29 protein-coding genes, 1 rRNA gene and 1 pseudogene are annotated in these 26,480 nt (G+C 37.5%); 6 read left to right on the forward strand and 25 right to left on the reverse strand.

Annotation, left to right across the window (positions count from 1 at the left end):
- Positions 1–268: 268 nt before the first annotated feature.
- From J7E66_RS23095 to J7E66_RS23105, 3 genes and pseudogenes are all read right to left on the reverse strand, one after another.
- Positions 269–424, reverse strand: a complete 156-nt coding sequence (locus J7E66_RS23095; protein ID WP_215004132.1) for a hypothetical protein — start codon at positions 422–424, stop codon at positions 269–271.
- A gap of 28 nt (positions 425–452) precedes the next feature.
- Complete coding sequence (locus J7E66_RS23100; RefSeq protein WP_215004134.1) at positions 453–1,865, reverse strand: amino acid permease; 1,413 nt, start codon at positions 1,863–1,865, stop codon at positions 453–455.
- 482 nt (positions 1,866–2,347) lie between these two features.
- Positions 2,348–2,896: pseudogene (locus J7E66_RS23105) on the reverse strand (ankyrin repeat domain-containing protein); the annotation flags it as partial.
- A 220-nt stretch (positions 2,897–3,116) separates the two neighbouring features.
- On the opposite strand from J7E66_RS23105, the gene serC reads away from it, so the two are divergent.
- Positions 3,117–4,214 carry a 3-phosphoserine/phosphohydroxythreonine transaminase gene (serC, locus tag J7E66_RS23110; RefSeq protein WP_215004136.1) on the forward strand — a complete coding sequence of 366 codons (1,098 nt, stop codon included), beginning with the start codon at positions 3,117–3,119 and terminating at the stop codon, positions 4,212–4,214.
- 118 nt (positions 4,215–4,332) lie between these two features.
- Here the strand turns inward: serC and J7E66_RS23115 are convergent, their stop codons facing one another.
- From J7E66_RS23115 to J7E66_RS23150, 8 genes are all read right to left on the reverse strand, one after another.
- Positions 4,333–5,499, reverse strand: a complete 1,167-nt coding sequence (locus J7E66_RS23115) for a pyridoxal-phosphate-dependent aminotransferase family protein (RefSeq protein WP_215004138.1) — start codon at positions 5,497–5,499, stop codon at positions 4,333–4,335.
- A gap of 298 nt (positions 5,500–5,797) precedes the next feature.
- Positions 5,798–6,799, reverse strand: coding sequence for an LLM class flavin-dependent oxidoreductase (locus J7E66_RS23120; RefSeq protein ID WP_215004140.1), 1,002 nt, complete (start codon positions 6,797–6,799; stop codon positions 5,798–5,800).
- A 181-nt stretch (positions 6,800–6,980) separates the two neighbouring features.
- Positions 6,981–7,430 carry an SgcJ/EcaC family oxidoreductase gene (locus J7E66_RS23125; RefSeq protein ID WP_215004142.1) on the reverse strand — a complete coding sequence of 150 codons (450 nt, stop codon included), beginning with the start codon at positions 7,428–7,430 and terminating at the stop codon, positions 6,981–6,983.
- A gap of 134 nt (positions 7,431–7,564) precedes the next feature.
- Positions 7,565–8,665 (reverse strand): FAD-dependent monooxygenase, encoded by a 1,101-nt coding sequence (locus tag J7E66_RS23130; protein WP_215004144.1) that lies wholly within the window; start codon positions 8,663–8,665, stop codon positions 7,565–7,567.
- A 160-nt stretch (positions 8,666–8,825) separates the two neighbouring features.
- Positions 8,826–9,998, reverse strand: a complete 1,173-nt coding sequence (locus tag J7E66_RS23135; protein WP_215004146.1) for a DUF3800 domain-containing protein — start codon at positions 9,996–9,998, stop codon at positions 8,826–8,828.
- 101 nt (positions 9,999–10,099) lie between these two features.
- Positions 10,100–10,765: an LbetaH domain-containing protein gene (locus tag J7E66_RS23140; RefSeq protein WP_215004148.1), complete on the reverse strand. Its 666-nt coding sequence runs from the start codon at positions 10,763–10,765 to the stop codon at positions 10,100–10,102.
- A gap of 130 nt (positions 10,766–10,895) precedes the next feature.
- A complete protein-coding gene (locus J7E66_RS23145; protein WP_215004150.1) occupies positions 10,896–11,555 on the reverse strand; it encodes a PspA/IM30 family protein in 660 nt (219 codons plus the stop codon).
- A gap of 22 nt (positions 11,556–11,577) precedes the next feature.
- Positions 11,578–11,925 (reverse strand): lmo0954 family membrane protein, encoded by a 348-nt coding sequence (locus J7E66_RS23150; protein WP_215004152.1) that lies wholly within the window; start codon positions 11,923–11,925, stop codon positions 11,578–11,580.
- A 375-nt stretch (positions 11,926–12,300) separates the two neighbouring features.
- Here J7E66_RS23150 and J7E66_RS23155 point away from each other — a divergent pair, with 375 nt between their 5' ends.
- Positions 12,301–12,891, forward strand: a complete 591-nt coding sequence (locus J7E66_RS23155; RefSeq protein WP_215004154.1) for a guanylate kinase — start codon at positions 12,301–12,303, stop codon at positions 12,889–12,891.
- Between the two features lie 52 nt (positions 12,892–12,943).
- On the opposite strand, the gene J7E66_RS23160 is transcribed toward J7E66_RS23155, so the two are convergent.
- The 6 genes from J7E66_RS23160 to J7E66_RS23185 all read right to left on the reverse strand — a co-directional run bounded on the left by J7E66_RS23160 (position 12,944) and on the right by J7E66_RS23185 (position 16,449).
- Entirely contained in the window at positions 12,944–13,390 is a 447-nt protein-coding gene (locus J7E66_RS23160) for a redoxin domain-containing protein (protein WP_251033100.1), read from the reverse strand.
- An 82-nt stretch (positions 13,391–13,472) separates the two neighbouring features.
- Positions 13,473–13,619, reverse strand: coding sequence for a hypothetical protein (locus tag J7E66_RS23170; RefSeq protein WP_179195893.1), 147 nt, complete (start codon positions 13,617–13,619; stop codon positions 13,473–13,475).
- Positions 13,620–13,663: 44 nt separating this feature from the next.
- The gene (locus tag J7E66_RS32395) at positions 13,664–13,798 is read right to left on the reverse strand and encodes a hypothetical protein (RefSeq protein WP_285289250.1); all 135 of its coding nucleotides are present in this window, start codon (positions 13,796–13,798) and stop codon (positions 13,664–13,666) included.
- A gap of 181 nt (positions 13,799–13,979) precedes the next feature.
- Positions 13,980–15,572 (reverse strand): long-chain-fatty-acid--CoA ligase, encoded by a 1,593-nt coding sequence (locus J7E66_RS23175; RefSeq protein ID WP_215004158.1) that lies wholly within the window; start codon positions 15,570–15,572, stop codon positions 13,980–13,982.
- A 291-nt stretch (positions 15,573–15,863) separates the two neighbouring features.
- Positions 15,864–16,049, reverse strand: a complete 186-nt coding sequence (locus J7E66_RS23180; protein ID WP_088088472.1) for a DUF2187 family protein — start codon at positions 16,047–16,049, stop codon at positions 15,864–15,866.
- A 118-nt stretch (positions 16,050–16,167) separates the two neighbouring features.
- Positions 16,168–16,449, reverse strand: coding sequence for a hypothetical protein (locus J7E66_RS23185; RefSeq protein WP_215004160.1), 282 nt, complete (start codon positions 16,447–16,449; stop codon positions 16,168–16,170).
- Between the two features lie 250 nt (positions 16,450–16,699).
- Here J7E66_RS23185 and J7E66_RS23190 point away from each other — a divergent pair, with 250 nt between their 5' ends.
- The gene (locus J7E66_RS23190; RefSeq protein ID WP_251033091.1) at positions 16,700–17,542 is read left to right on the forward strand and encodes an HAD family hydrolase; all 843 of its coding nucleotides are present in this window, start codon (positions 16,700–16,702) and stop codon (positions 17,540–17,542) included.
- 225 nt (positions 17,543–17,767) lie between these two features.
- Positions 17,768–18,175 carry a hypothetical protein gene (locus tag J7E66_RS23195; RefSeq protein ID WP_215004162.1) on the forward strand — a complete coding sequence of 136 codons (408 nt, stop codon included), beginning with the start codon at positions 17,768–17,770 and terminating at the stop codon, positions 18,173–18,175.
- 247 nt (positions 18,176–18,422) lie between these two features.
- On the opposite strand, the gene J7E66_RS23200 is transcribed toward J7E66_RS23195, so the two are convergent.
- From J7E66_RS23200 to J7E66_RS23225, 6 genes are all read right to left on the reverse strand, one after another.
- The gene (locus tag J7E66_RS23200; RefSeq protein ID WP_007083691.1) at positions 18,423–18,623 is read right to left on the reverse strand and encodes a cold-shock protein; all 201 of its coding nucleotides are present in this window, start codon (positions 18,621–18,623) and stop codon (positions 18,423–18,425) included.
- Positions 18,624–18,812: 189 nt separating this feature from the next.
- Complete coding sequence (brnQ, locus tag J7E66_RS23205; protein WP_215004164.1) at positions 18,813–20,192, reverse strand: branched-chain amino acid transport system II carrier protein; 1,380 nt, start codon at positions 20,190–20,192, stop codon at positions 18,813–18,815.
- A 321-nt stretch (positions 20,193–20,513) separates the two neighbouring features.
- Positions 20,514–21,203 carry a BsuPI-related putative proteinase inhibitor gene (locus tag J7E66_RS23210; RefSeq protein ID WP_215004166.1) on the reverse strand — a complete coding sequence of 230 codons (690 nt, stop codon included), beginning with the start codon at positions 21,201–21,203 and terminating at the stop codon, positions 20,514–20,516.
- Between the two features lie 184 nt (positions 21,204–21,387).
- Positions 21,388–22,179 carry an HAD family hydrolase gene (locus J7E66_RS23215; protein WP_215004168.1) on the reverse strand — a complete coding sequence of 264 codons (792 nt, stop codon included), beginning with the start codon at positions 22,177–22,179 and terminating at the stop codon, positions 21,388–21,390.
- Between the two features lie 222 nt (positions 22,180–22,401).
- The gene (locus J7E66_RS23220; protein ID WP_215004170.1) at positions 22,402–22,677 is read right to left on the reverse strand and encodes a GlgC family sugar phosphate nucleotidyltransferase; all 276 of its coding nucleotides are present in this window, start codon (positions 22,675–22,677) and stop codon (positions 22,402–22,404) included.
- A gap of 235 nt (positions 22,678–22,912) precedes the next feature.
- Positions 22,913–23,194: a DUF438 domain-containing protein gene (locus tag J7E66_RS23225; RefSeq protein WP_215004172.1), complete on the reverse strand. Its 282-nt coding sequence runs from the start codon at positions 23,192–23,194 to the stop codon at positions 22,913–22,915.
- A gap of 266 nt (positions 23,195–23,460) precedes the next feature.
- On the opposite strand from J7E66_RS23225, the gene J7E66_RS23230 reads away from it, so the two are divergent.
- Positions 23,461–24,438, forward strand: a complete 978-nt coding sequence (locus J7E66_RS23230) for a ring-cleaving dioxygenase (protein WP_215004174.1) — start codon at positions 23,461–23,463, stop codon at positions 24,436–24,438.
- Positions 24,439–24,522: 84 nt separating this feature from the next.
- Here the strand turns inward: J7E66_RS23230 and J7E66_RS23235 are convergent, their stop codons facing one another.
- On the reverse strand, positions 24,523–25,488 hold the full coding sequence (locus J7E66_RS23235) for a DUF1835 domain-containing protein (RefSeq protein WP_215004176.1): 966 nt from the start codon (positions 25,486–25,488) through the stop codon (positions 24,523–24,525).
- 459 nt (positions 25,489–25,947) lie between these two features.
- Between J7E66_RS23235 and J7E66_RS23240 the strand changes: the two genes are divergently transcribed.
- Positions 25,948–26,256, forward strand: a complete 309-nt coding sequence (locus J7E66_RS23240; protein WP_098933185.1) for a hypothetical protein — start codon at positions 25,948–25,950, stop codon at positions 26,254–26,256.
- A 110-nt stretch (positions 26,257–26,366) separates the two neighbouring features.
- Here the strand turns inward: J7E66_RS23240 and rrf are convergent.
- Positions 26,367–26,480, reverse strand: a 5S ribosomal RNA gene (gene rrf, locus J7E66_RS23245); the annotation flags it as partial.

Here is a 26,480-nt window from a genome sequence, read left to right on the forward strand (position 1 = left end):
GGAAAATTTAAAATCTGTGCAATGTTTCGACTTGTGTATAAATGAATTATAAATACTTTAAACAACTTTGTACACCTTTTTTAAAAATTGTTCATATTTTAATTTATTAAACATAATTGCTTAATAAATTAATTTAAAATGAACAACTATGTTCAATTGATGAATCTTTATCAAAAATAAAACGTTGGAAATACCAGATGCACAAAAAAAACCTCCAATTTACGAAATTGGAAGGTTTTTTGCAAACAGTAAATTTTGATCCAGAATCTTAAACCGCAGCTAAACAGGAATCACTAAAATAAACAACCTCCGAAAGAATTTTGCAACCTTGGATTTTTTCGAAAGCTTCTATTGCTTCTTTTTTCGTGTCAAATTCAAACATTGTAATATTGTTTGAATTTAGATAGACAGTGATTACCCACATAAAAATACCTCCGAATAAAATATAATTTTTAAACCTTAGCTTTATAACGAAGAGACATTTGCTCCTTTTTCTCCGTTAATAAACCAGTTGATCTTTTGTTCTTTGTAAAAAAGAAAGAACCGACAACAAATATAACGATAAGCAGAGTTAAGAAGAATTGTGAACGAAGTGTATCTATAAACGGCATCGCTGCAAAAACGCCAGCGATTGTGATGATTGTTGCATATGTCAAATAAGGAAAAAACCACATTCTTATTTTCAGGGCTTCAGGGTTTTCTTTTTCATATTTTCTTCTCATACGCAGTTGGGAGAAGGCAATCACCAGATAAACAAGAAGCGCTACCCCTCCAGAGGCATTCACTAAAAAGAGAAATATTTTATCAGGTGATAGGTAATTGAATCCCACACTAATGTAGGAAATAACGGTACACCCCAGGATAGCGTGAACTGGCAATCCCTTCTTATCGACCTTTAAAAACACACTGGGAGCGTCACCATTTTGTGCCAGTGCAAACAACATACGGGAACTGGTGTAAAGACCAGAATTTAAGCAAGAAAGCACGGCTGTCAGAACAATAAAATTCATTATATGAGCCGCAGCTGGTATGTTCACCATCTCAAGTACGGAAACAAAGGGATTTTTCAGCAGAGTGTGAGAATCCCAAGTGAGAATAGTAACCAGCACTAAAATTGAACCTAGATAAAAAATGATGATTCGATAAATAACGCTGTTTGTCGCCACAGTAATGGCTTTTTCCGGATGCGGTGTTTCTGCTGCTGCAGTTGCTACAATTTCACTCCCCATGAAGGAGAACATAACGAGAGTGACTCCCAAAAATATAGAATGGATTCCATTAGGGATAAATCCTCCTCTATGTATAAGATTAGAAGTCCCAGGTGATTCGATACCGGGTACGAAGCCGAATATAATAGCTCCTCCAAGAATCAAAAATAGGCCAATACTTACTACTTTGATAAGTGAAAGCCAAAACTCGAACTCGCCGAACGATTTAACGGAGTATAGGTTAGTCAAAGTCAATAAGAAGGTAAGGACAAGGCTTACTAACCAAGAAGGCAAAGAGGGAAACCAGTATTGAATAATGTTAGCTCCAGCAATTGCTTCAACGGCAATGACAATGACCCAGAAAAACCAGTAAAGCCAGCCGATTGTATAGCCAGCCCACGGGCCCAGCGCTTCCCGGGCATACGTGGAAAAAGAACCGCTGGATGGGTTAACCATTGACATTTCCCCCAGCATACGCATGACCAAAACCACAAGCAGTCCCGCCATCGCATAGACGAAGATAGAAGCTGGCCCTGCCATATTAATGAGGGATCCACTCCCAACAAATAACCCAGCCCCAATGATTCCTCCCAAAGAAATCATGGTAATATGACGGACTTTTAACCCTTTATTTAACTCCGTTTGTTGATGATTCATATTTTACCCCTCCTCTAAATATCAAAAATAACCAAAGTAATTTAATATCCTAAGTATAGGAAAAACAAACCGTGAAAACCCTTTCAATCCTAAACAACACATTCAAAAAGCTATTAACTTCCTTTTGCCTGATTCACTTATTAAATAAAGCGATCGAAAATCCCAAGTTGAGGAATACCAGATTCATTACTTCCTATATTCCTCAAATGCATAATATTTCGACAATTGACAACTATGAACATTGTAAACACCTGTGTTCATAGTTGTCAATTACTTGTTTAACGTTATACACTTTTGTTTATTTTCATTAAGGTTTATACTGAGTGTTGTATTTTTAAAAAACTATTTTTACATATTTTTTAACATAAAAATATAGCTTACAAATTTAAAGCCAATTCTTGAAGGTCCCCATGTTGTTTTTTTAGATAACAGGCATAAAACAAGAAAATTCAAAGATCAACTATTTCCACATAAAATCAAAGTTAGTAATGAGGACGCTTTAACTTTCTAGTAAGAACATTCGTTTCGAACCTAAACGGTGTTACACCTTCTGAATCACGAATATTCACATCTGCTCCATGTTTTTTTAGGAGTTCAAGCGTCTCCTGTTGTTTTTTGCCGCCATCACTAAGAACAATTGCCTCCATTATTGCTGTCCAGCCTATATTATTAATATGATTCACATCAATGTCTGTATGTTCAAGCAGTTCTATTACAACGTCAACATATCCGTGCTCGGATGCTGGAATCAGGGCTGTACCACCGTATCTGTTTAAAAGCTTTGGGCCTGCTCCAGCCTTAATGGTCAGCTTAAGTATATCGAAATACCCTTCAGCCCCTGCATAAAGAAACGGATCATTTTTTATATTGTCCTGTATATTTATATCCGCTCCGTTTTCAACCAAGATTTGGACAGTTTCTAAATCATTCGCATATGTCGCCATCATCACCGCAGTCCAGCCTTGTTGATCCTGGCTATTTATGTCTATTCCCTGTTCTAATAAAAATAAAAAATTCCACTGCTGCTCATCCCGTCGTTATATGTGCCTGCACCAATAAAAAAATGATTCAAAAAAGCGAATAATATTAATAGGATGTTTGATAATAGGAGTGCCTACCAAAGCAAAATTTAACGCTAAAAAATAGATAACAAAAAAAGATCGCAATAATTATTATATTTCGTAATTAAATTTATTTTCGGAATATTATATGTGTGGTATAGTCAAGGAAAGAAAAAATGGAGTGATAAAAATGAAACTACAAGTCCAACGCGCTTATAATTTTAATGCAGGCCCTTCTGCGTTACCTATTTCCGTCTTAGAAAAAGCTCAAGCAGAACTGATTGATTTTCGAGGTACAGGTATGTCAGTCATGGAGCTTAGCCATCGAAGCAAAGCTTATGAAGAAGTACATAATCAAGCGATTGACAGCTTGAAGGAACTGCTGTCTATTCCTGATACTCATGAAGTACTCTTCTTGCAAGGCGGAGCGAGTCTTCAGTTTTCAATGATTCCGATGAGTTTTTTACAAACTGGAAAAAAAGCCGGATATGTAATGACAGGCTCTTGGTCAGAGAAAGCATTCACGGAGGCAAAACTATTTGGTGATGTTTATCATGCGGCTTCCACGAAAGAAGGCAACTACCGCAGCATCCCAACGCTTGATCAATTAAAGTACGATCCAACGGACGCTTATTTACATCTAACTTCCAACAATACCATTTACGGTACCCAATGGAAGAACTTCCCAGACACTGGCGATGTTCCGTTAATCGCAGACATGTCGAGTGATATTCTGTCTAGGCCGATTGATGTCAGCAAGTTTGCGTTAATTTATGCTGGTGCCCAGAAAAACCTTGGTCCTTCAGGCGTAACAGTTGTGATTATTCGCAAGGATTTGCTTGAACAAGCAAACACAAATATCCCAACAATGTTAAAGTACAGCACGCATTCTAAAAATAATTCATTGTATAACACACCGCCAACCTTCGGCATTTATATGCTGGGTGAGGTCTTAAACTGGGCTCGTGAGTTAGGTGGTTTATCTGCGATTGCTGAGCTTAATGATAAAAAAGCGAATCTGATTTACGAAACAATTGATACAAGTAATGGTTTTTACATTGGCCATGCTGAACCGGACAGTCGTTCTCTCATGAACCTTACTTTTAACTTAGCATCGAAAGACCTAGAAAAGAAATTCCTCGAGCAAGCGAAACAAGAAGGCTTTGTTGGCGTAAACGGTCATCGCTCGATCGGCGGATGTCGTGTATCAGCTTATAATGCTGTTCCAGTTGAGGCATGTAAGGCATTCAAAGAGTTTATGATTCAATTCCAAGCAGAAAATAGCTAATGAAAAAATCACCCTCTTTATTTATTAGAGGGTGATTTTTTAGTTAATAGGGCTTTATAAACGCTCTTACTTACCTTGGTCGTGATTTTCCCAGTCAAACAGGTTTTATAAACGAACACTAAATGCGAATAGCCACTTGCTTTTTAAAGCAATCGACAGCTTTCTCTGAATCAACCGGATATCCCAGCTCATTCATCGTTTCTCCGATTAAAACGACCGCATCTTCGAGCATTTGTTCCGTCGTATTTCCCATATGTCCAATCCGGAACGCCTTTCCTGCCAAATGGGCTAGTGCTCCAGCTACAATCACTCCTTTTTTTGCAAGTGAAGAACGGAAAGCAGCATCCTCCATTCCATCAGGATAAAGAATACAACTAAGTGTGGCAGCAGCGACTTCTTCATTTGCTAACGCCTTCATCCCGTATACGGCAAGTGCCGATCTAACCGCTTTTCCGAATGCAGTATGGCGCTGATATCTTCGTTTCATCCCCTCTTCCAATACCAATCTCATCCCTTCGTCATAGGCATATATAAGATTCACTGGAGGTGTAGCAAAGTACTTTCCTGGATCGTTCATAATCGGAATCCAATTATAGATATCACAATAATAAGCAGGAACACGTTCTATTTTGGCACGTGCAGCTAAAGCTGTTTGGTTAAAGGCAACGATGGCTAGACCAGGCGGCACGCCAATTGCTTTTTGTGAACCTGTTAAAATGACATCAATTTTTCCATCAGACCCATGATATTGCCTACTCATATCTTCTTCCATTGCGGCAGTCGCACAAACACCATCGAGAATGACGAGTGCTCCATGTTTTTTAATAATCGGCACAAGTGCGTCTAAATTGGCAGCTACTCCTGTCGACGTATCTGCGTGGGTAATAGTAACCGCCTTAAAATTGCCATTCACTAATTTCGCTTCGACAACACTTGGAGATACCTGAGTACCCCATTCTGCCTGGAGTATTTCTACTTCAATACCAAATGCTTTTCCTAATTTAATGAAACGATCACCGAAATAACCGTGACTGATCACTAAAAGTTTTTCCCCAGCGGCAACTGTATTGACAAGCGCCATTTCCATAGCTATGGTTCCAGAGCCGGAAATAACAAACACTTCACCATCTGTTTTCAGCATTTCCCTTGTTTTCTCGATCGCATTTTTGTAGATCGCGACGAATCTCGTGTCTGTGTGTCCCCTAGTTTCCTGTGCAATAGCATCATAAATTGAATCAACTACCGGCGTTGGCCCGGGTATAAGCAGCATCTCTCGATTACGCATTTTCCCATCCCCCTAATTAGCAAACTGTTTCTCCATAAATATATTTCTGTACTCATCTATTTAAACCTTTATCTCAATTTTGACTAATTGGTGAATTTTCTCAAAAAGGACAAAGCCATTAATCGAGGGCACTAACCTGTTCTGATTCATTTTGTAATTTGCCTTCGCATTATTGTATTGATTATAGAAAGGGGAGCATACGAATTCAATAAAGCTGTTCAAAAACCTTCCACGAATTCGTGTAAACGAAAAAGACCAGAAAGAGATCCATTGTCTCTTCTGGTCCTTTTCGTTTGGATTAGTGGCCGTCAACTACTTCTTTCAATATTTCATACGAACGCTTTTGTTTTTCAGTGTCATAAATATACGATACGGCCATGAGTTCATCGACATGGTAATAGTCCTGGAACTTAGTCAACTGTTGGCGGACTGTTTCCTTGCTCCCTATCAACGTCACACTTTGCTTCGATGCCGCCATTTCTTTTTCCATTGGGTTCCAAATCTCATCCAAGTTTTCAACTGGTGGTTGTAGCGGATTTTGAGTGCCTCGAACAACATTTAGGAAAAACTGCTGCATCGTTGTCGATAAAAATTGAGCCTCCTCATCCGTTTCGGCCGCAATAACATTTAAACAAACCATCATATACGGTTTCTCTAAATATTCCGATGGCTTGAAACGATTCCGATAGATCGAGATTGCTTCTTCCATATATCTTGGTGCAAAGTGGGACGCAAATACATAAGGAAGTCCCAAGCTTGCCGCTAAATATGCGGAATCGGTAGAAGAACCAAGGATGTAAATAGGAATATTCGTATTAACGCCAGGATAGGCTTTCACATAGCTTTGCTGATCTGCTGGGCCAAAATAAGTAAGTAAGGCTTGGACATCATTTGGGAAAGTATAAACTGGATCATTTTTCGATCGTCTTAGCGCGCTTGCCGTCATCATATCTGTTCCAGGTGCACGGCCCAGACCGAGGTCAACACGATTTGGGTAAATCGTGGCCATGGTACCGAATTGTTCAGCCACTACTAGCGGGGAGTGATTCGGCAGCATGATCCCTCCAGACCCTACTTTAATCGTATTTGTATGTTCCAATACATGTTTAATTAAAATCGATGTCGCTGAACTGACAAGGGTAGCTGTATTATGATGTTCTGCGATCCAATAGCGTTGATAGCCCATTTTCTCGACTGCTTGCGCAAGGTCGACCATTGACTCGATCGCTTGGCTTGGGTTTTGTCCCTTCCGGATTGGAGCTAAATTTAAAACAGATACAGGTATATTAATTGTTGCCATATATATAATTCCTTTCCCTAGAGAGATTACTACTATAGTAACAATAGGACTGCAGAAATCAAAAATAAATGCTTAACAGGAAAAGGGTGTCAGGCACCATGTGAAAAATTCACATGGTGCCTGACACCCTTTTCTTTCCGAAACTTTATTTTTTATGTACTAAGTATCAGAACAAGCAGCTTTATTTTATTAACTCTCTCAGCTCTGCAGTCATTTTTTCCACTAACTCAGGTCTGCCATGAAACTGGGCCGGAGTATTTTGAAACAATTGAATACGCCAATCCCCGTTTCTTTTTACAACTACAAGCGTATGATGTGTGTTTACATTGGGGTTAAGATCTGATTGCTTTGGCGGAACCATTCCAGCTATGGCGCGCAAAATAGCGATCTCTGAACCTAGAAAACGTACATCCTTCACTTTACTTACAAATCGTGCCGTAGGATGGTGTTCAAAAATTGGCTTGAGATGTGAAAATATTTCTTGTCTGCCAATGGATTGACTTCCATCAAAGCCAATATTCTCCCCATCATCCGCAAATAATTCTGCCATTCCCTCAGCACTTCGGTCATTCCATGCATCTAAAAGCTGAGCATAAATTGCTTTTACTTCTTTTAACTCAGAACTCTCCATATTTTACTAACTCCTTTACTTTTAATTTATCGTAAAACAAAACTAACCAACTTATCAACTTTGTGGTTAATCTCACACAAATAAAAAAGGACCTTCTCCCACTCCATTAAAAGGTATAGGTGAAGGTCCATTATTTAATTAAGTGCAAACTGAGCAAATTTTTCCGAAAATGAAGCTTCTTGTTGTATTTGCATTTCTTGTTGTACTTTGATTTCAGTTTTTCTACTTACTTCAAATGTTTTTAATCTCTGTGCTGTAATGTTTTTATCCATAAGGGCTTCGGTTAAGATCGGCGCTAACACATGCGCGTCCTTCATTCCACAATTAATCCCGATTGCACCAGTTGGAGTCATCGTATGAGCGGCATCCCCAATAATAATTAATCCGTCCTTTACCCATGTTTCAGAACGAGAGCTTTGCACCTTTAAGGGAACAAAGTTATTCCATGTATGAAGATGCTCTAATACCAGCTCTTTCAATTCTGGAAAACTTTCGATCAATGGTTCAAGAAATGGCTGTAACGGTTGCTTTCTTAATGAAGGAAAAGATCCTTCTTCAATATTCCAGCCAATTTGAATGAATCCTCCCGTCTGTGTGAACAAGGCAAGCTGATGTCCATTGACATGCACCATTCTTGTTGTTGGCTCCCATCCTGCAGGAGCGGGAATTTTGGCCCACAATACGTCATATCCATGCGTCATCTCGATCGTTGGTATCTTTGCCAGCTTTCTGACTGTCGAATAGCGGCCATCTGCACCAACGACAACCGAGCTTGTGATCATTATTTCTTGACCGTCCCTTATCGCTTTTACACCAGTATAAACTCCATGCTCATCCTGCAATAACTCCGTTACTTTTGTGCTATAAAGAAGAAGGTAGTTTTTATATTGTTCTGATTCTTGGTTGATTGCACTCAGTAAATGAACTTGAGGAACATGAATTCCTACGTGATCCTCATCGGTTGAAGGGATAATTGTTTGAACGATTTGCTTGCCAGCAAAGAATTCAACTTTTTTCATTTTAAGTATGCCTAGCTCTTCTATCTTTTCAAACAATTGATGTGCTTTCAAAATGGCTTCTGTTTCAGAATTTATATGTTCTCCTCTAAATTTCCTGTTAACTCCAGAAGCTCGTTCTAAGATAATAGTTGATACACCGGTCTTGGCTAAAAGAAACCCTAGTAATGTCCCTGCTGGTCCGCCACCCACAATACAAACATCTGCATGTAGCTTCATTTTATCCACCTTCTGGTTATATTTATTATTGAAAAAAATTATTTTCAAAAGTTTTCTTATAAGAATAAAAGTTAATTATAGAATAACAAACTTGTCGTATTCAGTCAATCTAAAAAAAGGTCAGTCCCACCATCTATGGATGTTGTGGGGGACTGACCCTTTATTCAGTAACCGCTAATTTTTCCAAATCAATAATTTTTTTAAGATATTCATATTCGTTGTTTTCGAGAATATCAATTTCATTATTGGTGGCAAGCAGAACTTGATTTCGACACTTAGATATTCTTTGAATCATCGGGTGTATGGTTAGGCTCGATAAATTAACAAAATCATATAAGTCTGTTAAACAAACTGGCAGTTTGTATCCCTTATTGCTGCTGGCAATTAACAACCCGCTATCACGAAGCTTGGAAACGATGTTCGATCTAAAGTAATGGTGATTTATTTTGTTCACTCGGATGGCATTTAGATTATCTAAAATTTCTTGAGTATAGACATATTCATTAGGATTTTCTCTCAAATTAAATAATAGGAACTTGAGTAGATCTATCCTAATTTTTTCATCCGCATCTTCACTCTTTTTATTCTTCTCAAGATATTGAAGGGTTAAATTAACTGATTGTTTAAAAATAACCTCATCAAATTGAGAGTCCTGATTCCTTGATATGTAATCATGTAAATAGTTTTTATAGTTTTGCGGCCATAAATTAATAGCGATGATTTTCTTTTTGATGATTTTATGAAAAAGCGGATAATTTTCCGAGTACTGGGTTTGATCATAACCTTTTGCAATCGTCCCAGCGATAAAATTAGCCAGTTGAAGAAGTAATTCAGATTTACTGTGATTAAATCCAAAGATGGAATAATTAAATAAATCTGGAACACTTTTTTCTTTAATATAGGTTTTAAATTCAGACATGAATTCTTTCGTTCCTTGTTCCACCAACACAAGATCCAGTTGGTCAAACGTTCGATTTAGGTCATCATAGATTAACCGATTCATAAATTTAATAAACGTCTTTTCAAATGTGATACCGCTATCTTCTCTAATTTTTCTCTTATCGACGACATATGCATATATATTGAACGGTAAATCTTTCAGTTCATTTAATAGTTGAATTCTTAGATGAGGGTTATCCATTTTATCAGTATGCATTTCGTCGGTTTGAAAGTATTTTTGTCTCACCTTTTCAACTTCCTGTTCTAACAATTCTTTATTAGACTCTTTTGCTAGAATAGAAACGATAATAAAGTGGGTCGAGACATCTTTATTTTCAAAATCAAAACTATAATCACCAGATTCATCAATAAACGCAAATTGGATATCCTTCATTCTCCCACCTCACCCAAAAATTCTTTCTTTAGGTACTTATTTCAACAAAATATGATCTAAAACCTTCAAAAAGTTAATTTTCCCCTTATTAAATTCATTGATTAGCACGTTAAACCGCAAGTACAGCGATTTTTTCCAAAAACAAACGAATAAGCAGATGGAAATTCTTGATTCACCCGCTGGACCTCATGGGCAAACTCCTGTTCATTTTTAGGAACATTTGATAAGGAATCGGCTTTTTTCTGATTATCAATATGAGCGCCTGGTGGAACAAAGCTTCCAGGCCTTAGCGTTACTCCACCAGTAACAACTGCCCCTGAGGCGATGAAACTTCCTTCTCCGACCTGGGCATGATAAACAATTGACTTAAAACCGATAAATACCTTTTTATCAATCTGACAGGGACCATGAATCAATGAACCATGTGCACAGGATACCTCATCGCCGATATAGACTGAATATTTCCTATTATTAACCTCTACATGTTTGTTTTTTAAACCATGAAGGATTACTCCGTCCTGCAAATTACTGTTGCTTCCGATAAAGAAAGGCGTTCCTTCATCTGCACGAATACTGACGAAGGGACCGACATACGTATTATTCCGAATCGTAACGTCGCCGACAATATAGGTGAACGGGCTTAAAAATGCCGTTTTATTTATTTTTGGAAAAATTGGTGTGGGATTTACGGAAGTTACCGGATTCGAACCTACAAAGTAACTATAAATATTAAAAGGACCATTTAAATTATTGGGATTATGCCACAAAATAAATTCCCCTTTCAAATAACGGGATTTTTAATTATTCATACTACATATACGTAGGTTTTCTGAATAAATACCTTTTTTCATGGTCCAAATAAAAGACAGTGATTCCTAAATCACTGCCCTTTTAGCATTATTCTTTTGTTAGGTTTACAGGATTATCATCCTGTTCACTTTTTTCTTTTTCTAACTGCTCTATCCGTGCATCAATTGTACTTTGGAAGTAGGAATGGTTCACCTTGTGTTCTAATCGTTCCAGATAGTTTTCAATATCCTTAAACTTTGATGAAAATTGGTCCGAATATGAATTTGACTCTGATACCTGATTTATTTTAATATTAGCCCGTGTCACATTTTCCCGACCCATTAATTCCATCCTGCGAAGATGCATATCCTTTAACTTTTGCTTCATTTCTTCATGCTTTCTTTCTAATTCACGTAACTGCTCAATTACTTGTGCAAGAGATACATTTAGACGTTGGGCCCGTTCTGAATACTGTTGATGCTCAGCTGAAGCAAATTGATATAGCTCTGTTTCTCCAGCTTTTAAAGCAATCTCGGCTTGATACTTTCTTTTTTCTGCCCGCTCTGTAGCTTGATGATATTCTCTTGTAAATTCTGCCTTTAAGCTAGATTGACGTTCGATAAGCTTGCCAACCTTCTCCGTCTCCTGCTCACATTGGCGAAGGTATTGATTGAGCAAATCAATCGGATTTTGTTTTTCTTTGTGTTGACGAGTTTCATTCAAATCAGCAATAATGAGATCTTTAATTTTCGTTAATAAGTTTGCCATTGTTCACTTTTCCCCTTTTAAATTAATATTTTTTTAATTCATTCCATTGTTTATCAAAATTTACAAATGGATCGGATTCCTTGTTCACAGGCGGCTTTTTGTTTTTATTCCACTGTTTATAAACAAGGGACAGTACATAAGCTGCTCCGACTCCGATGAGTGCTGGAATATGGTGGATGGTTGCTGAAAGGACAATTACGCCGATGATGACTAACCCAACTTTCCAGCCTGTTGATTCCGCCTTCAAAAATTGTTTATAGATGAAGTAAAGAATCGCTAGACTTACAAGTAACGCTACCATCGGACCAATTGTTTTGAGTAATATAAAAGCTGCAAGGCCACCTGCTAAAAGTAAACCAAATTTTTTCATGTTAATTTCCTCCTTTGTTTCACTCATCTGAAATTTTCCAGTGATTCTCCCCTCTGTCGACACCTGTTGCTCGCCAGTTGGTAGGTTTCTTTATCTTGTTTTCATCTTACCTTTTTTCAAACTGTTTCATAATTGCGCTTAAGCTTGATTTTACTCTCAGACTTAAGTCGTAGATGCTATCGGACTGCTTAGTATTGAATATATTTAAGGAACAACGCTTTTCACTAATAAAAATCAGAAAGGTCAAACTTTCTATTTGCTATCTATCTGTTATAATTAAATTATCCCAATTCAACCATTTTATGGTGTAATACTAAAAAGCATTTGCCTTCAGGTAGATTCTTTTTTATATAATCCATTTTCAGGAGGTTATCTATGTATAAAATCAAAAATAAAGAAAAGCTATTCATTTACACAGGACCAGATGGTTCAGGGAGAAAAACGGTTGCTAAAATGGTTGCGACCGCGTTTGATATGGAAACTGTTCTCTCTTACACGACTCGTTCCCCTCGTCATTACGAACAAAATGGGGAAGACTACCATTTTATTACCGATGAAACATTCAAAAAAATGAAAGAGAAACAGGAATTTCTTGAATGTGTCGAAATCGATGGAATTCACTATGGCATTCGCGAAGAGGATATTGTTAAGGCATTCGAGTCCCATAACCTTGTCTACCTAACGTTAAATCCTGAAGGTACCGAAAAATTAAAACAGATGTATGGGGAACGTGTCATGCGCTTTTTCATCTATGCCGACCGTGATACGGTGATTGAGAGACAAAAGGAACGCAAAGATAATGATCAAGATATAGCCCGCCATATGGCCCATTATGATGAAACAATGAACTATAAAAACAACTGTGAACATGCCTTTGAAAATTATGATTTGCCTCAAGTTTCCTATCAAATCAGTGAAGTCATTGAAGGCTTCCTTGAAAGAGGTTTCATTGTTACCGATTATTAATCAGAAAAAAAAGTGTCAGGCACCGAATGGGTGCCTGACACTTTGTGTAAATTTACTGGTTTGTTAACTTTTCAAGTTCATTAAACACCGCTTCATAATCTTCTTTTTTATCAGCTTTAAATGAGGTGTTTATGTAGGTTATCATGCCAGTTTTATCCACCACAAAGACTGAACGAATCGCCGTTCCGCCTTTTTCGTTAAGTACATAGTAACTTTTTACCGTTTGTTTAAACCAATCTGATAATAAAGGATATGGCAGAGTTCCCATACTCGCTACAAAAACTCTATGGGAGTGGATATGATCCACACTAATAGCTAGTACTTCAGCATCTAATTGCTCGAATCGTTTGTAATCCTCTTTCCAAGAGGATATTTCCTTAATTCAGCCGGGTGTAAAATCCATTCCATAAAAGGCAACAACTATGTTTTTCTTCCCTCGATAATCAGTTAAGGCAATCTTTTCTTTTGTCGTCGCCGTTAATGAAAAGTCTGGGGCCATCTCGCCAATATTCAATGTCGCTTCCAAGATCTATTCCTCCTTTCTAGTCTAACTAAGAAATTCCGTTCATTACCCTCATAAATTATTTACCTTTATTGCTAGCTGGGTCCTGAATTGGAACATGCTTTGGTCGATTTGGATAGGAAGCCTTCCCTTCATCTGGACCTGTAAGGTCATTTCTCTGGTCAAGAACTTTCCCAGTATATTCAATTGGATTATTCTTTGGCATTGTCTCACCTCCAAGTTAAAGGGGCGATGCACTATGATCGTCCGTTAGCCCTTCTTGTTTTGAAATTTTAATTTCTGTTCTGCCTCACTCATGTTTGGATTACTTCTGGGTTGACTTTTGCTTAACGCCTTCTTTAATTCAATATTGGCATCATCATCCGTATTATACTTCTGGTCCATACTTCTCCCTCCTTTTTGTTACTTATTATGAACCTTATTAGTGGGTTCATTCGTTTGTTATTTTTTACATTACGGAAAAAGCTTCGATTTAGATAATCCCTTCTACTCCTTTTGCATGCTAACAAACAAAAAAAGGAATCCTTCCCCTCACTAAGGAAAAAGAACTCCAAATTCAATCTAATTAATTGACTCTCTTCGGACCGGTCCAATACATTTCTCTTAAACGAAATTTTTGCAATTTGCCGGTTGCTGTTTTTGGTAAAGCTTCTACGAATTCAACTGCCTTCGGTGCTTTAAAATGTGCTAACTCTGACCGGCAGAACTGGACGATTTCATCTTCAGTTACTTTCGCCTCAGGTTTTAACACGATAATCGCCTTTGGAACCTCGCCCCACTTTTCATCCGGGATCGCAATCACGGCAGTTTCCAAGACAGCCGGGTGCTTATAGAGGACTCCTTCAACCTCTGTAGAAGAGATATTCTCTCCACCAGAAATAATCAAATCCTTGGCACGATCACGTATTTCGATGAACCCATCTGGGTGAGTGACAGCCAAATCTCCCGTATGGAACCAGCCGTCCCTGATTGCCGCTGCAGTGGTGATTGGATCCTTGTAATAACCTGCCATGACGACGTTACCACGCGTGATGATTTCTCCTAATTCTTCTCCGTTCCAGGCCACTTCCTCCCCATCTTGATGTACAACCTTTGTTTCGCCATTGAAAGCAAGTTCAATCCCTTGTCTTGCCTTTATCGCTGCTTGTTCATCAGCTGTCATTGCATCAAATTCTTTTTTCCACTCACAGTAAAGGATGAAAGGAGAGGTTTCCGTTAGACCATAGACATGTATCATATTTAAACCCAGAATTTCTTGTGCTTTATGAATCAGTGCTGCTGCAGGAGGTGCACCGGCTGTCGCCATCCGTGGGGTGGTAGTAATCTTAATTTCCTTTGCCTTTGGCTCATTGACCAGCATATTCACGACCGTTGGCGCACCGCATAAAAGCGTGATTTTCTTCTTTTCAAATAATTCAAGTATAAGGGGCGGCTCAACTTTTCTGAGACATACATGGATACCGCCTGTAGCCGTAATCGCCCAAACACCACCCCAACCATTCGCATGAAACATCGGTAATGTATGTAGATAGACATCATCATGGTTGACACTTAAATGATACATGAAATTAGCAGCATTTAAATAATTCCCTCGATGTGTAAGCATGACTCCCTTGGGTTTTGAAGTCGTCCCGCTCGTATAATTTAAAGTTAGCAGTTGATTTTCATTAATATCCACCTTTGGAATTGTAACCGTTTCCAAAGTATGTTGCAAAAGATCCTCATAATCGATGCCCATTAGAGAAGTATCCTGTCCCTGTACAGATACAATAATAATTTGTTCGAGGGAAAGATTATCGATTATTTTCTCAATCGGGCCGCAAAATTCTTCATCGACAATTAACATTTTCGCATCACTGTGACGAATGATATACTCTAGGTCTTCCGCAGTAAGCCTGTAATTTAGCGGTACCATGACCGCGCCAAGCTGGCAGATTCCATAAAAGCACTCAAGCATATAATGCGTGTTAGGCAACATGACCGCTACATGATCACCTTGGATGATTCCTGCTTGAAGGAGAGCAGCAGAAAGCTGATCGATTCGCTTGCCAAATTCTTGATATGTAAATTCCTTTTCTCCATCGATGACGGCTGTTTTATTCGGATAATACTTCACCGCCCGGCGTTTCCAATCTAATGGGGTTAACGGGGAAAACATATAACCAACTCCTCTTTTATTAAATGAGAGTGATGGGTAATTTTTTCGCGTATTGGTCCCTTTGATGTATACATCACAATTCTATTCTTGTCCCAAAAATAGGGATTTGTCAATTGATAATTTAATTTTTCTGAATTTAACATTTAACTACCTTTATCACAAAAAAAATCGAGTAGAGACTTAGTCCCTCACTCGAATTTTGTACTTATCATTTTTTCTTTTCACTTGAGTATTTTCTGGCTTATTTTGCATTTAGGGGTTTATATCAAACTATTATGTAAAGCAAGAGGGTCAACTTTTCGACTTCTTAATTTTATAATTTTTATGGTTTACAATGGTAGTAAGTGGTTCATCCTTATCTTTCGAATAACCATATTGGACCATAACAGAATTTTCCCTAATACCAGAAACGACACCTTCATGATTTTTTCCTTCACGACTAAAGGAAATAACATCGCCAATATTTGCCGTAGCCATTCCATCACCTCGACTTTATATTAACCAATAATTCCCGAAAAAATACTTTCCATCTGTAAGGAAAATGATCAGAAAAAAAAGCCCTTGAAGGGTCAAAGGCTTCGCTTTATCAGAACAATTAAAGTACGATCGTACTTTTTAAAATAAGTTCATTAATATTTTTCCTAAATCCCCAAATAATGTCCGATAACATTTCTAATTCAATATCTATTTCTCTAATGTCCCAATAATGTTCATTTTTTCGGTGGTAGGTAAACTTTCCATCAGGATATTTCATAATCGTAAGCGTTCCATTCGGACTGACTGTATTTAAAGTAAGAAAATATTTCGTCCCATCCCAATTAGCATACCTATCAAAATGATTTAGAAATCCAGTAATTTCGCTACTTCTCAAAATCATCACCAGTCACCCCTTAACTTTTAATCGGTAAAAACGATTCGTGAAAAAGGAACGTGAGGATTTCAAAAAAATACATCCTCCATTAAGTTATTGTTTTCATTATAAAAGAAAAAAAAGTTAATTCAACGATTATGGCAACTATCCAAACATCCTTTCGTGTAAAATGGTGTCAGGCACCAACATAAATTTGGATACACATTTTCGGGTTAAAATCTGCTATAGTAGTTTTATGATGGAATGGAAAGGAAATATGACAAATATGAAATGTATTTCAATCGATTTAGATGGTACCTTATTAAACTCTCAGCATGAAATAAGCTTGGAGAATGTGAAGGCTTTAAACGAATTGAAGGACTCAGGCCACTGCCTTATTTTGAATACAGGTCGTGCTTACGCTGATGTCATTAAATTAAAAGCCGTTCAAAATATGGAGATTCCGATTTTTTGTATCAATGGTTCCGTTTTATATTCAGAAACAAGAGAAATGCTGTACGAGGCTACATTAACAGTTTCAACCTATAAAAGTATTTTTATGATATTAAAAGAACTCGGCGTTGGTATTTTGGTTTACACCAATTATGGCGGTTTTCCATCGACATTGCCTCCATTGCATGGGAAAAGTAAACAAGAGCTCGATATCCTTTTTCAAGAATTCAATTATGATGAAATTCTTGAAAAAGACAATCTAAAAATCTATAAACTTATTGCCTTGGTACACCCGGAGCAAATAGAAATGATAGCAGAGGTTAAAGCGGCATTAGCAGGGAAATTTGATATTTCGATCGCTTCCTCCTTTCCAAATAATGTGGAAATCACTTCAAACGAAGCACATAAAGGAAAAGCTCTATTACGTTACCAAAAAATGTTGAATCTTTCTTTTGATGAAATAATCGCTTTTGGGGATGGCGGCAATGACCTTGCCCAGTTTGAAGTAGCTACCACTTCAGTTGCCATGGGAAATGCCCCTGTCAATGTTCAGCAAAAAGCCGATATCATCACAAAGACTAATGACGAAGATGGTTTTGCCTATGCTGTTCGAGAGCTTTTACAATTATTGAACACAGAAGAGCAACCATCTATAATTAAAAACTAAAATTTTTCTGCTTAAACAACTGCGTCACCTCAAAATGGGGGACGCAGTTGTTTGTCGTTTAATTTTTATATAGTCTGTAAGGCACGTCCAGTCATTTAATACCAAGGACTGCATACCCTTCTTACTAAAGGGGGGATTTTCATTAACAGAGAATTTTCGAATAAAACGTCTTCCAAATCTTCCGTTGTTTTTGGAATCATTTTTGGTGTTATAGGGATAGGATTCATGTTTCTCAATATTTGGATCGGTTCGTTTATCTTTGTGATTGGAGTTGTTATTTTTTTGTGGATGCGATATTTTGGCAACGACACCACCGTTTCCTGTCGTGAAAAAGGGTTCACTGTCACAATCATTAATAAGCGAAAAGGAATCTTTGTAAACGACTACGCCTGGGAGCAAGTTACCGAAACCCACTATTACGAAAGAGAATCTGCAGGTGAAAATAACACAACAACACGTTATTTTCAGGTAAAAACCGAAAATGGTGCCGCCTTTAATGTATATGAAATGAAGAATTTTCATGAATTAATAGAAATATTCAATCAAAATACTGTCCACTTGCCTTACTTTTGGGAAAAGCCAACAGGAATCTTAAAAACACGTTATCAAAAACAAACCCGAGTTACTTCTTAACTTATTGACCCTTCCCCTTAAATATTCATCCAATATGAGCTTATAAAGGAATTTTAGTTAGTAATTTTCTATCAATTTAAATAAATTAGGGATTGGAAGGAATGTATGCTATACTTTGTTTACCATTTACTTTACGTTTTCATAAGACCGCCCTACTCAACTGCAGAGTAGGGTTTTTTATTTGCTTCGATTTTTACCAACAAAAAAAGACTCCCATAAAGAGAGTCTTTTTATATTTTGGTTCTTATTATGCTTTACGAACGTTAGTAGCTTGGGGTCCACGTTGACCTTGTTCTACTTCAAATGTTACAGCTTGACCTTCGTCTAAAGATTTGAAACCTTCGCTTTGGATAGCTGAGAAGTGTACGAATACATCGTCCCCTGCTTCGCGTTCGATGAATCCGAATCCTTTTTCTGCATTAAACCATTTCACTTTACCTTGTTCCATTTGTTGTTTCCTCCTCGTGTGCTGTGCACACATTGTGTTACTATCCTTGCTCAGATCTTCAAGACAGAAAGTTTAGCACTTATTATCCTACCGACTAACAAAAATAATTCTTCCTTACTATAACAGAGATTGGTAAGGAATGCAAATAGGTATTTAGGATTAATTTTATTTTTTGATGTTTTTACAATGCTATAAGGCATTTTCAGTCTTATTCTTTACGCGGTGTGCGGAGAATTTCTGCACATTGACAAAAATCCCTGTTATTAAGATGGTAACCAAAACAGGCAGCAGCCAGCCGAGCCCATTGTTATAAAAAGGCAATACTCGATCATAAAACGCAATAATCTGCGCTAGCCACCCAAAATATTCGATTCCAACCAGATCACAGAATGTTTTAAGCCCATCGATAATACTAATCATAAAGGTGACTGAAATGGCTGTTACATAAACAATCCGTGAATGGTTAAACAGCTTGGACAAAAAAGTCAGCAGCATTAAGGCAATCGACAATGGATATAAAAACATTAATACAGGTATGGAAAAATTAATGATATTCGCTAAACCGAAGTTTGCGATAACAAACGAAACGAGCGAAAAGAAAAGCACCCACATTTTGTAACTGATTTTCGGTACTAGTGTATGAAAGTATTCGCCGCAAGCTGTCATCAAGCCGATGCTCGTTGTTAGACAAGCGAGTATGATAATAACCGACAACATAACCGTACCAAATGTGCCAAAATAATAGGAAGATGCCTTCCCCAGAACAGGACCTCCAGTATCAAAAAGGCCGAATACGCTCGTGCTTGACGCCCCTAAATAAGCAACGCCAACGTAGATGATTCCAAGAAAAATGGTCGCGATCAGTCCAGACTTAGCTGATGCTATAAGGATACCTCGTGTAGACGTTACACCCATCGAACGAATTGAATTGATAACGATGATCCCAAATACAAGCGATGCAAGTGCATCCATTGTGTTATAACCTTCCATAAATCCTTTCATGAACGCCCCGCTTGCATATGTTGCTTGTGGTGCCTCAATTGAACCTATTGGCTTGACAATAACCATTACTAATAAGATAAAAATTAGAATGATAATAGCAGGAGATAAGATTTTCCCCACACGGTCCACAAGCTTTGCTGGGTTTAATGAAAACCACAAGGTCACAATAAAAAACAAACCAGAGAATACAAATAATCCAATTTGACCAAAACTTTCACTTACAAACGGTGCGATCCCAATATCATAGGCTACTGCGCCCGTCCTAGGTGCGGCAAAAAATGGCCCAATTGTCAAATAAAGAAGCGATGTAAAAATAACCCCATAGAGCGGGTGGACCCTGCTTGCCAGTTCCTCTAAGTTCTTGCTCCCCGAGAACCCCATCGCCAGGATTCCAAGAAACGGCAGCCCAATTCCGGTAATTAAAAAGCCTGTCACCGCCATCCACACGTTGGATCCTGCATTTTGACCAAGTGCTGCTGGAAAAATTAAATTCCCTGCCCCAAAAAACAAGGCAAACAACATTACTCCTATAACGAAATACCTTGAAAATGGTAATTTATTTTGCATATTAGCTACTCCCACCTAGATGTTCTCTTCCTAATTAATTGATTCTAAAAAAATCTATATAATGATATATTCCGAGAATAATATTACTATCCTCTCGAGATAAATTCAACCTATTTTTGTGATTAGTTAGATAATTTCGAAAGGAGAAATGTTTATTTTTCTACCTATTTTATAAGATTTTGGTAAATAGTTGTGAAAATCATATATTTCATTTTTCTCATCAATACTTTTCCAGAAAAATAATTACCATAAAATTCCCGTCAAATGAACGGCCTTTGTCTGATTTCAGTCAGCAAAGGCCTTTTAGCTTTTTTAATTAATTTATTCCTTTCCCAAGATAAACTTTTGGATCAGCTTTTGCCCAGTTTCATTTTCCTTGTAAAAAAATGAAACCTGTTCACCTTCCTTTATAGATGATAATTGCTTTATGGCATCCTCTGTTAACTGGAAGGCTACCTTCTTACCCTCTATATCGATTTCAATCATATGGGGATCCATTTGGCCAACCAGCACACCGGTTCCTTTGCTAAACGAATTTTTTATGATTAAGTCTGTCACTACTTTAGCTTCCTCTTCTTTTGCTGTTAAGAACACTTCGATTCTATATTGGCCATTGGGAAGATCTGAAATGGTAAATTCATTTGTGATTTCTTGATTATTTGCTAACTCTACTTCCTTTATGGCTTGCGTTGACATGACTTCCTTGGAGTATTGTTTGACTTTTTTCCCTTTTAAGTCGTAAACAATGTAATCAGCTTCTAAGCCACTAGTAAATGTAAGTTTCTGTGGTTTGTCTGATAGATTTTTAACCTTGTATTTGATAATCATCTTATCATTCACTGCTTTTGTTTCAATCGTTGCGTGAAATTTAGCTACAATCTCATTCTGCTTTGGAAGCTCTATCTTAGTACCTTCGGCGCTCCCCTTTGTAGTAGCACCTGTTCCACATCCTGCTAAAAGGACAATCATTAATGCTGAACTTATAATAAAAAACAATTTATTGTTTCGCAATTCTTTTCTCCCCTTTTCCAAAAAGGCAATTTATTGGTCTCAGCCATATAGTCGCCGAAAAGAGGAACAAAGTTACATGATTACTAAATAAATTGTTGCACACTATTTTCATCCCTACAAAAAATTGCCGTATATATAGGAAACTCCCTATTTATACGGCAATCTTTCAACTAGTTTGTTTTTTCTATTTTGTCTTTAATTCCTCTAATAATGGAAAAAGTTCTTCCAAATGGGTAATCTCATAAGTAGGGATAACTTCATTTCTGGCTTTGTCATGACGGTTAATCCAAACCGTTTTGATTCCTGCCCGATTGGCTCCTAGAATATCTGTCATTAAATTATCCCCCACCATAAGGACCTCATCCTTTTGAACCGACATAAGCGAGAGTGCGTGTTCAAAAATGGTCGGATCAGGCTTCCCTCTGCCGAAATCCCCTGAAATAACAATTTGATCAAAATATGGAACCAATTCAGGTGTTATCGTTAGTTTTGTTTTTTGAAGATCGGGTGAACCATTTGTTAACAGCAGCAACTGGTAATTCTCTTTTAACGTATCAAGAATTTTAAATGATTCCTCATAGACAAACGGCAGGTTTCTACGCTCTTGTGGGAACCGTTCCGCTAACTCGAATCCAAAATCCGTGTCATCCACGCCCAATGATTTCAAACCAGCTGTCCAAGCGTCCTTTCGATAGGTAGGAACCATTTCCTTCATCTTTTTAAAATCATCCTGATCATCTAAAAAATTACCCCATAACCCTTCAAATGGATTAATCCCAATCATTTGCGTAAAAGGGTAAAATTCATAGGAAGCATAAATGTTTCTTGCTGCTTCTCGAACGGCCTCTTCTAGTTGGTCCGCATCGACCCCATACCGTTCCTCAGCTACTTTACACGTAGCAGCAAAAGCCTCCTTCACACTTTTTTGATCCCAAAGCAGTGTATCATCTAAATCAAAAAAAATCGCTTTAATCATCGTAACCTTCCCCTTGTATAAAAGATATTTTTACTAGTTTACCATTTTAATAATTGAAAATATATAATTGTTAATTTTTTATTCATTTTTTAGGGAAGGGAACCGATAATCGAGTGTTACAAGCATCAAGATATTTTCTTAGGAAGATACGGTTAACACATTGTTTTTGGATCCAATATCATGAAGCGCCGGGTCGACTGTTACATTATTTCCCACAGCCATTTAATCCGCATTGGGATCCTTCGAGACAATGATGACCCCATTCTTGACAACCGTTTGGCTGCCGATGACCGCATTTTCAATCCAGGCGTTCTCTTCAATAATGGTATTTGGCAAGATGACTGTGTTTTTAATTCGCGCCCCCTTTCCGATCTTCACACCGCTATACACAACGGACTTTTCGATCGTACCATAAATTTCACAGCCTTCATTCAGTAAACATTGGTGAACCTTAGCCGATTCATCCACAAATAACGGGGGCAGGTTTATACTGCTCAATAAATTCGATATTTTAAAAACAGCATGTGACGTCCCTTACTTCCTATACTTTTATTATCTCCGTTTTCTTCCATTTTCCCGTTTAACCTGTTACAGCTTTGTGAAAATGCCCTGCTTTTTTATCGACACTAAAAGTGACGCAAACTCTGTATTTGTCTCGAATTGTCGTAAATTCAAACAATGAAAATATGACCAATCTATAAAAAAAACTGCCATTTCTCGACGATTCATGATCTCATCGGGGGGTGGCAGTTTTTATATATCCTTGAAAAATGGCTGAATGCTGCTTGTAGATATGCTTAAGTTCAGCAGCAGAAATACTTCCTTCTTCGACAAAATCATGTTGTAACTGGGGTATTTCATCGACGGTTATTTTCCCGATAAACGCATCAAAATGAGCTTTGACCTCATCAAGATTTCGTCCATTATGAAGATCCATAAAAAGTTGTTTTAGTATATCTACACGTTCAGTATTTTCACTAGTTAATTGTTCACGGTTATTAATGATTTCACTCATATCAGGATTCTCCTTTGCTATTTCAAACTCATTAATAACTTAACACTTCCTAAACTGATTGTTTGTGATTAACATCATTAGTAACAAGGTAATTGTGAAAACTTTAAGGACGAACTTTTTGACAGCCTATTAATTTCATGTTATATTTATCTCGAATTAGAGATAATCAGTTTAAGGATAATATTCAAATTGGTTTAGAAGATACTTATTAAATAAGTCTATTGAAAATAAATAATCAAAATAGAGGATAAATTGGAGGATTCAAAATGAATAATTTAAAAGGTATGCACCACGTAACAGCCATTACGAGCAGCGCAGAAAAAAACTATGAGTTTTTTACGAATGTATTAGGTATGCGCTTAGTTAAGAAAACCGTTAACCAAGATGATATTCAAACCTATCACTTATTCTTTGCCGATGATATTGGCAGTGCCGGAACCGATATGACCTTTTTCGACTTTCCTGGCATTCCTAAAGGGGTCCATGGTACCAACGAAATTTCAAAGACTTCCTTCCGTGTCCCAACTGATGCGGCGATCGAATTTTGGGTGAAACGCTTTGACCGTTTAGAGGTAAAACATACAGGAATTAAAGAGCAATTTGGTAAAAAAACACTGTCGTTTGTTGATTTTGATGACCAGCAATACCAATTGATTTCAGATGAAAATAATAATGGTGTTGCAGCTGGTACCCCATGGCAAAAAGGACCGATTCCTTTAGATTATGCGATTACTGGATTAGGCCCGATCTTTGTTCGTGTCGCTAATTTTGGTTACTTTAAAGAAATGATGGAAAAAGTTCTACTATTTAAAGAGATTGCACAAGAAGGAGCGTTTCATTTATTTGAAGTAGGTGAAGGCGGCAATGGCGCTCAGGTAGTAGTCGAATATAATGCGGTTCTTCCTCAAGCACGCCAAGGATTTGGGACGGTACACCATGCGGCATTCCGTGTCGATGATCGTTCCGTTCTAGAAGAATGGATTGGACATATGGAGAGCTTTGGATTCCAAACATCTGGATTCGTCGATCGCTACTTTTTCGGATCACTTTATACAAGAGTTGCACCGCAGATTCTATTTGAGTTTGCCACAGACGGCCCAGGATTTATGGGAGATGAGCCTTATGAAACACTAGGCGAAAAATTATCTTTACCACCATTCTTAGAACCAAAACGGGAACAAATCGAGAAATTGGTTCGTCCGATTGATACCATAAGAAGTACAAAAGAATTCGTCAAAGAATAATCCTTTTAGAAATAATACACAAAGAGCGTGGCCGTGGGCCACGCTCTTTGTTATTAACTTAAAAGGGTCAGTCCCCCACTACTTTTAATCACCCTTTTTAATAAGTTTGTTCCCTTCCCAAAACCATTTATTCTCTTTTTGGAATACCCCCCCAATCCACCAATCACGTTCCACAAATTCACAATGATCTTTTTGTCCAGTTAAAACATCTAAACCATTGGAAGTTAACCTTAGCTTTGAATTGGGTTCCGGATTTTGATAGTTGGGTAATGGCGAATCACATTCCAACAATGGATAGGGTCCCTGCATCAGCTCGTTTAGCATGGCCGTAAAATAAAGATCACTTATCCCATCATTAATTCTTTGCATACTTATCGATAGAAATAATTCTCCAAACGAGCATGTATTTTTATCAAGATAGTTTAAAACTAAGGTTTCAACTACATTTAGACCTGTATGCAGTGAGGGAAAGTAGCTTAAGTGTGATTGAAATGCCTGTTTTATAAAAGGTAATTTTTCATTTGATAAAGCCATCCATTTTTCAATATCTATCGGATTCTTAGATGTATAAGCTCTCCAGCCAGTAATAGCTTCTATTATTTGTTCATCTGTTATTAGTTGTTTCTTTTGATAATAAAGTCCTTCCAATTGCTGAGATGATAATTGACCAAGGCCATAAAAAGGTTCTACCCCCTCATACTCATCAATAGTCACCAACCATAGGTTTCTATACTCTTTTTTTGATAATTCGTTTAGCAAATACATTAACATCGTTTGATCATACCGATCGTGCTCAAACCATAGTACAATCTCTTTATCTCTAGGGATTTCATCAAGATATCGATTTTGGTTTTTACAATTCCGACTAAATAACTCAGCAGGAATAGCTAATTTTTCTTCAAAAAAACGGGCCCTGCGATGGATCCAATTTTCCTCCCTAATATCTTCGGATAATGGACCAAAATCATACATCTCCCGCCAAACTAGAACATCTCCGGGAAGATTTCCTAGCTTGTTCCCCACTGCATCCCCATTTACGATGTGAATCATACCAATACCTCATTTCTTGTCACGCTTCAACAAAATGGTCGCTGGTGCCTGACACCCCACTTATTAGCTTAGTAACGTATTAGTAACTTTTCTAATCCATTTGTGCTGATGTTGCCAGCACCCCCACACATCAAGCATCCATTGTTGAAACTTAATCCGCAACCGGGGCATTTAATTGTCATTAGGCTCATTTACCTTCACCTTAATCATTTATTTTCAAGTGATAAACCTATTTTAACATAGAAAGTTCCTATCTAATTTACGTCTCATTTTCCCCACCTATAAATAATTCATTACTTTAGAGTAAGTAGCCTATAAACCATTTTTATAAAAATAAATTCCATTTACACATTTATATTTTTGTTATATTTACATAGACTAATATGTTGCTTTTTTAGGTAAGCATATTAGTTTATTCATTTGCATATCGTTTTAAGACGGGAAAGGAGACGATTGAATATGTATAGTACCGAAGTAAACAAAAAAATTGAAAGTATTGCCCATCCAAAGGTGCAAAATATAATAAGAACATGTGTGGAACAAGGATGCGTGTTCAAACCTCATCCAAGCAACCCTAACTTAGTGAATTTATTTGATCCTGTACTCAGGAAAAATATTATTGGGGACATTAACCTTTTAAGTGAAAGAGGATATTTCACACTGGAAGTGGAAAATGGACGTTTCAAGACTTTTAGAAATGAAGTTATGGGATTGGATATAAATAAGGCAGATTTTGAAGATAAGGTATTAAGAAGATTGAAACGGTAGCCTTCGATATTTCAGACGTGGAAAAGGGCAATGATTTTTGAGATCATTGCCCTTTTTTGTTTATTAAAAACCAATAAAAAAGGACAACCTTAAATGGTTATCCTTCGTTTGCCTGGCAACGTCCTACTCTCACAGGCACGCGTGTCCCAACTACCATCGGCGCTGAGAAGCTTAACTTCCGTGTTCGGTATGGGAACGGGTGTGACCTTCTCGCCATTGCTTTC

It is taken from the genome of Bacillus sp. ISL-7 (assembly GCF_018613065.1).

Excerpts from the sequence above, each read along its gene's own strand:
- J7E66_RS23095 (WP_215004132.1), bottom strand. The coding sequence starts at position 424 with ATGTGGGTAATCACTGTCTATCTAAATTCAAACAATATTACAATGTTT.
- J7E66_RS23100 (WP_215004134.1), bottom strand. The coding sequence starts at position 1,865 with ATGAATCATCAACAAACGGAGTTAAATAAAGGGTTAAAAGTCCGTCAT.
- serC (WP_215004136.1), top strand. The coding sequence starts at position 3,117 with ATGAAACTACAAGTCCAACGCGCTTATAATTTTAATGCAGGCCCTTCT.
- J7E66_RS23115 (WP_215004138.1), bottom strand. The coding sequence starts at position 5,499 with ATGCGTAATCGAGAGATGCTGCTTATACCCGGGCCAACGCCGGTAGTT.
- J7E66_RS23120 (WP_215004140.1), bottom strand. The coding sequence starts at position 6,799 with ATGGCAACAATTAATATACCTGTATCTGTTTTAAATTTAGCTCCAATC.
- J7E66_RS23125 (WP_215004142.1), bottom strand. The coding sequence starts at position 7,430 with ATGGAGAGTTCTGAGTTAAAAGAAGTAAAAGCAATTTATGCTCAGCTT.
- J7E66_RS23130 (WP_215004144.1), bottom strand. The coding sequence starts at position 8,665 with ATGAAGCTACATGCAGATGTTTGTATTGTGGGTGGCGGACCAGCAGGG.
- J7E66_RS23135 (WP_215004146.1), bottom strand. The coding sequence starts at position 9,998 with ATGAAGGATATCCAATTTGCGTTTATTGATGAATCTGGTGATTATAGT.
- J7E66_RS23145 (WP_215004150.1), bottom strand. The coding sequence starts at position 11,555 with ATGGCAAACTTATTAACGAAAATTAAAGATCTCATTATTGCTGATTTG.
- J7E66_RS23150 (WP_215004152.1), bottom strand. The coding sequence starts at position 11,925 with ATGAAAAAATTTGGTTTACTTTTAGCAGGTGGCCTTGCAGCTTTTATA.
- J7E66_RS23155 (WP_215004154.1), top strand. The coding sequence starts at position 12,301 with ATGTATAAAATCAAAAATAAAGAAAAGCTATTCATTTACACAGGACCA.
- J7E66_RS23170 (WP_179195893.1), bottom strand. The coding sequence starts at position 13,619 with ATGCCAAAGAATAATCCAATTGAATATACTGGGAAAGTTCTTGACCAG.
- J7E66_RS32395 (WP_285289250.1), bottom strand. The coding sequence starts at position 13,798 with ATGGACCAGAAGTATAATACGGATGATGATGCCAATATTGAATTAAAG.
- J7E66_RS23175 (WP_215004158.1), bottom strand. The coding sequence starts at position 15,572 with ATGTTTTCCCCGTTAACCCCATTAGATTGGAAACGCCGGGCGGTGAAG.
- J7E66_RS23180 (WP_088088472.1), bottom strand. The coding sequence starts at position 16,049 with ATGGCTACGGCAAATATTGGCGATGTTATTTCCTTTAGTCGTGAAGGA.
- J7E66_RS23185 (WP_215004160.1), bottom strand. The coding sequence starts at position 16,449 with ATGATTTTGAGAAGTAGCGAAATTACTGGATTTCTAAATCATTTTGAT.
- J7E66_RS23190 (WP_251033091.1), top strand. The coding sequence starts at position 16,700 with ATGACAAATATGAAATGTATTTCAATCGATTTAGATGGTACCTTATTA.
- J7E66_RS23195 (WP_215004162.1), top strand. The coding sequence starts at position 17,768 with ATGTTTCTCAATATTTGGATCGGTTCGTTTATCTTTGTGATTGGAGTT.
- J7E66_RS23200 (WP_007083691.1), bottom strand. The coding sequence starts at position 18,623 with ATGGAACAAGGTAAAGTGAAATGGTTTAATGCAGAAAAAGGATTCGGA.
- brnQ (WP_215004164.1), bottom strand. The coding sequence starts at position 20,192 with ATGCAAAATAAATTACCATTTTCAAGGTATTTCGTTATAGGAGTAATG.
- J7E66_RS23215 (WP_215004168.1), bottom strand. The coding sequence starts at position 22,179 with ATGATTAAAGCGATTTTTTTTGATTTAGATGATACACTGCTTTGGGAT.
- J7E66_RS23225 (WP_215004172.1), bottom strand. The coding sequence starts at position 23,194 with ATGAGTGAAATCATTAATAACCGTGAACAATTAACTAGTGAAAATACT.
- J7E66_RS23230 (WP_215004174.1), top strand. The coding sequence starts at position 23,461 with ATGAATAATTTAAAAGGTATGCACCACGTAACAGCCATTACGAGCAGC.
- J7E66_RS23235 (WP_215004176.1), bottom strand. The coding sequence starts at position 25,488 with ATGATTCACATCGTAAATGGGGATGCAGTGGGGAACAAGCTAGGAAAT.
- J7E66_RS23240 (WP_098933185.1), top strand. The coding sequence starts at position 25,948 with ATGTATAGTACCGAAGTAAACAAAAAAATTGAAAGTATTGCCCATCCA.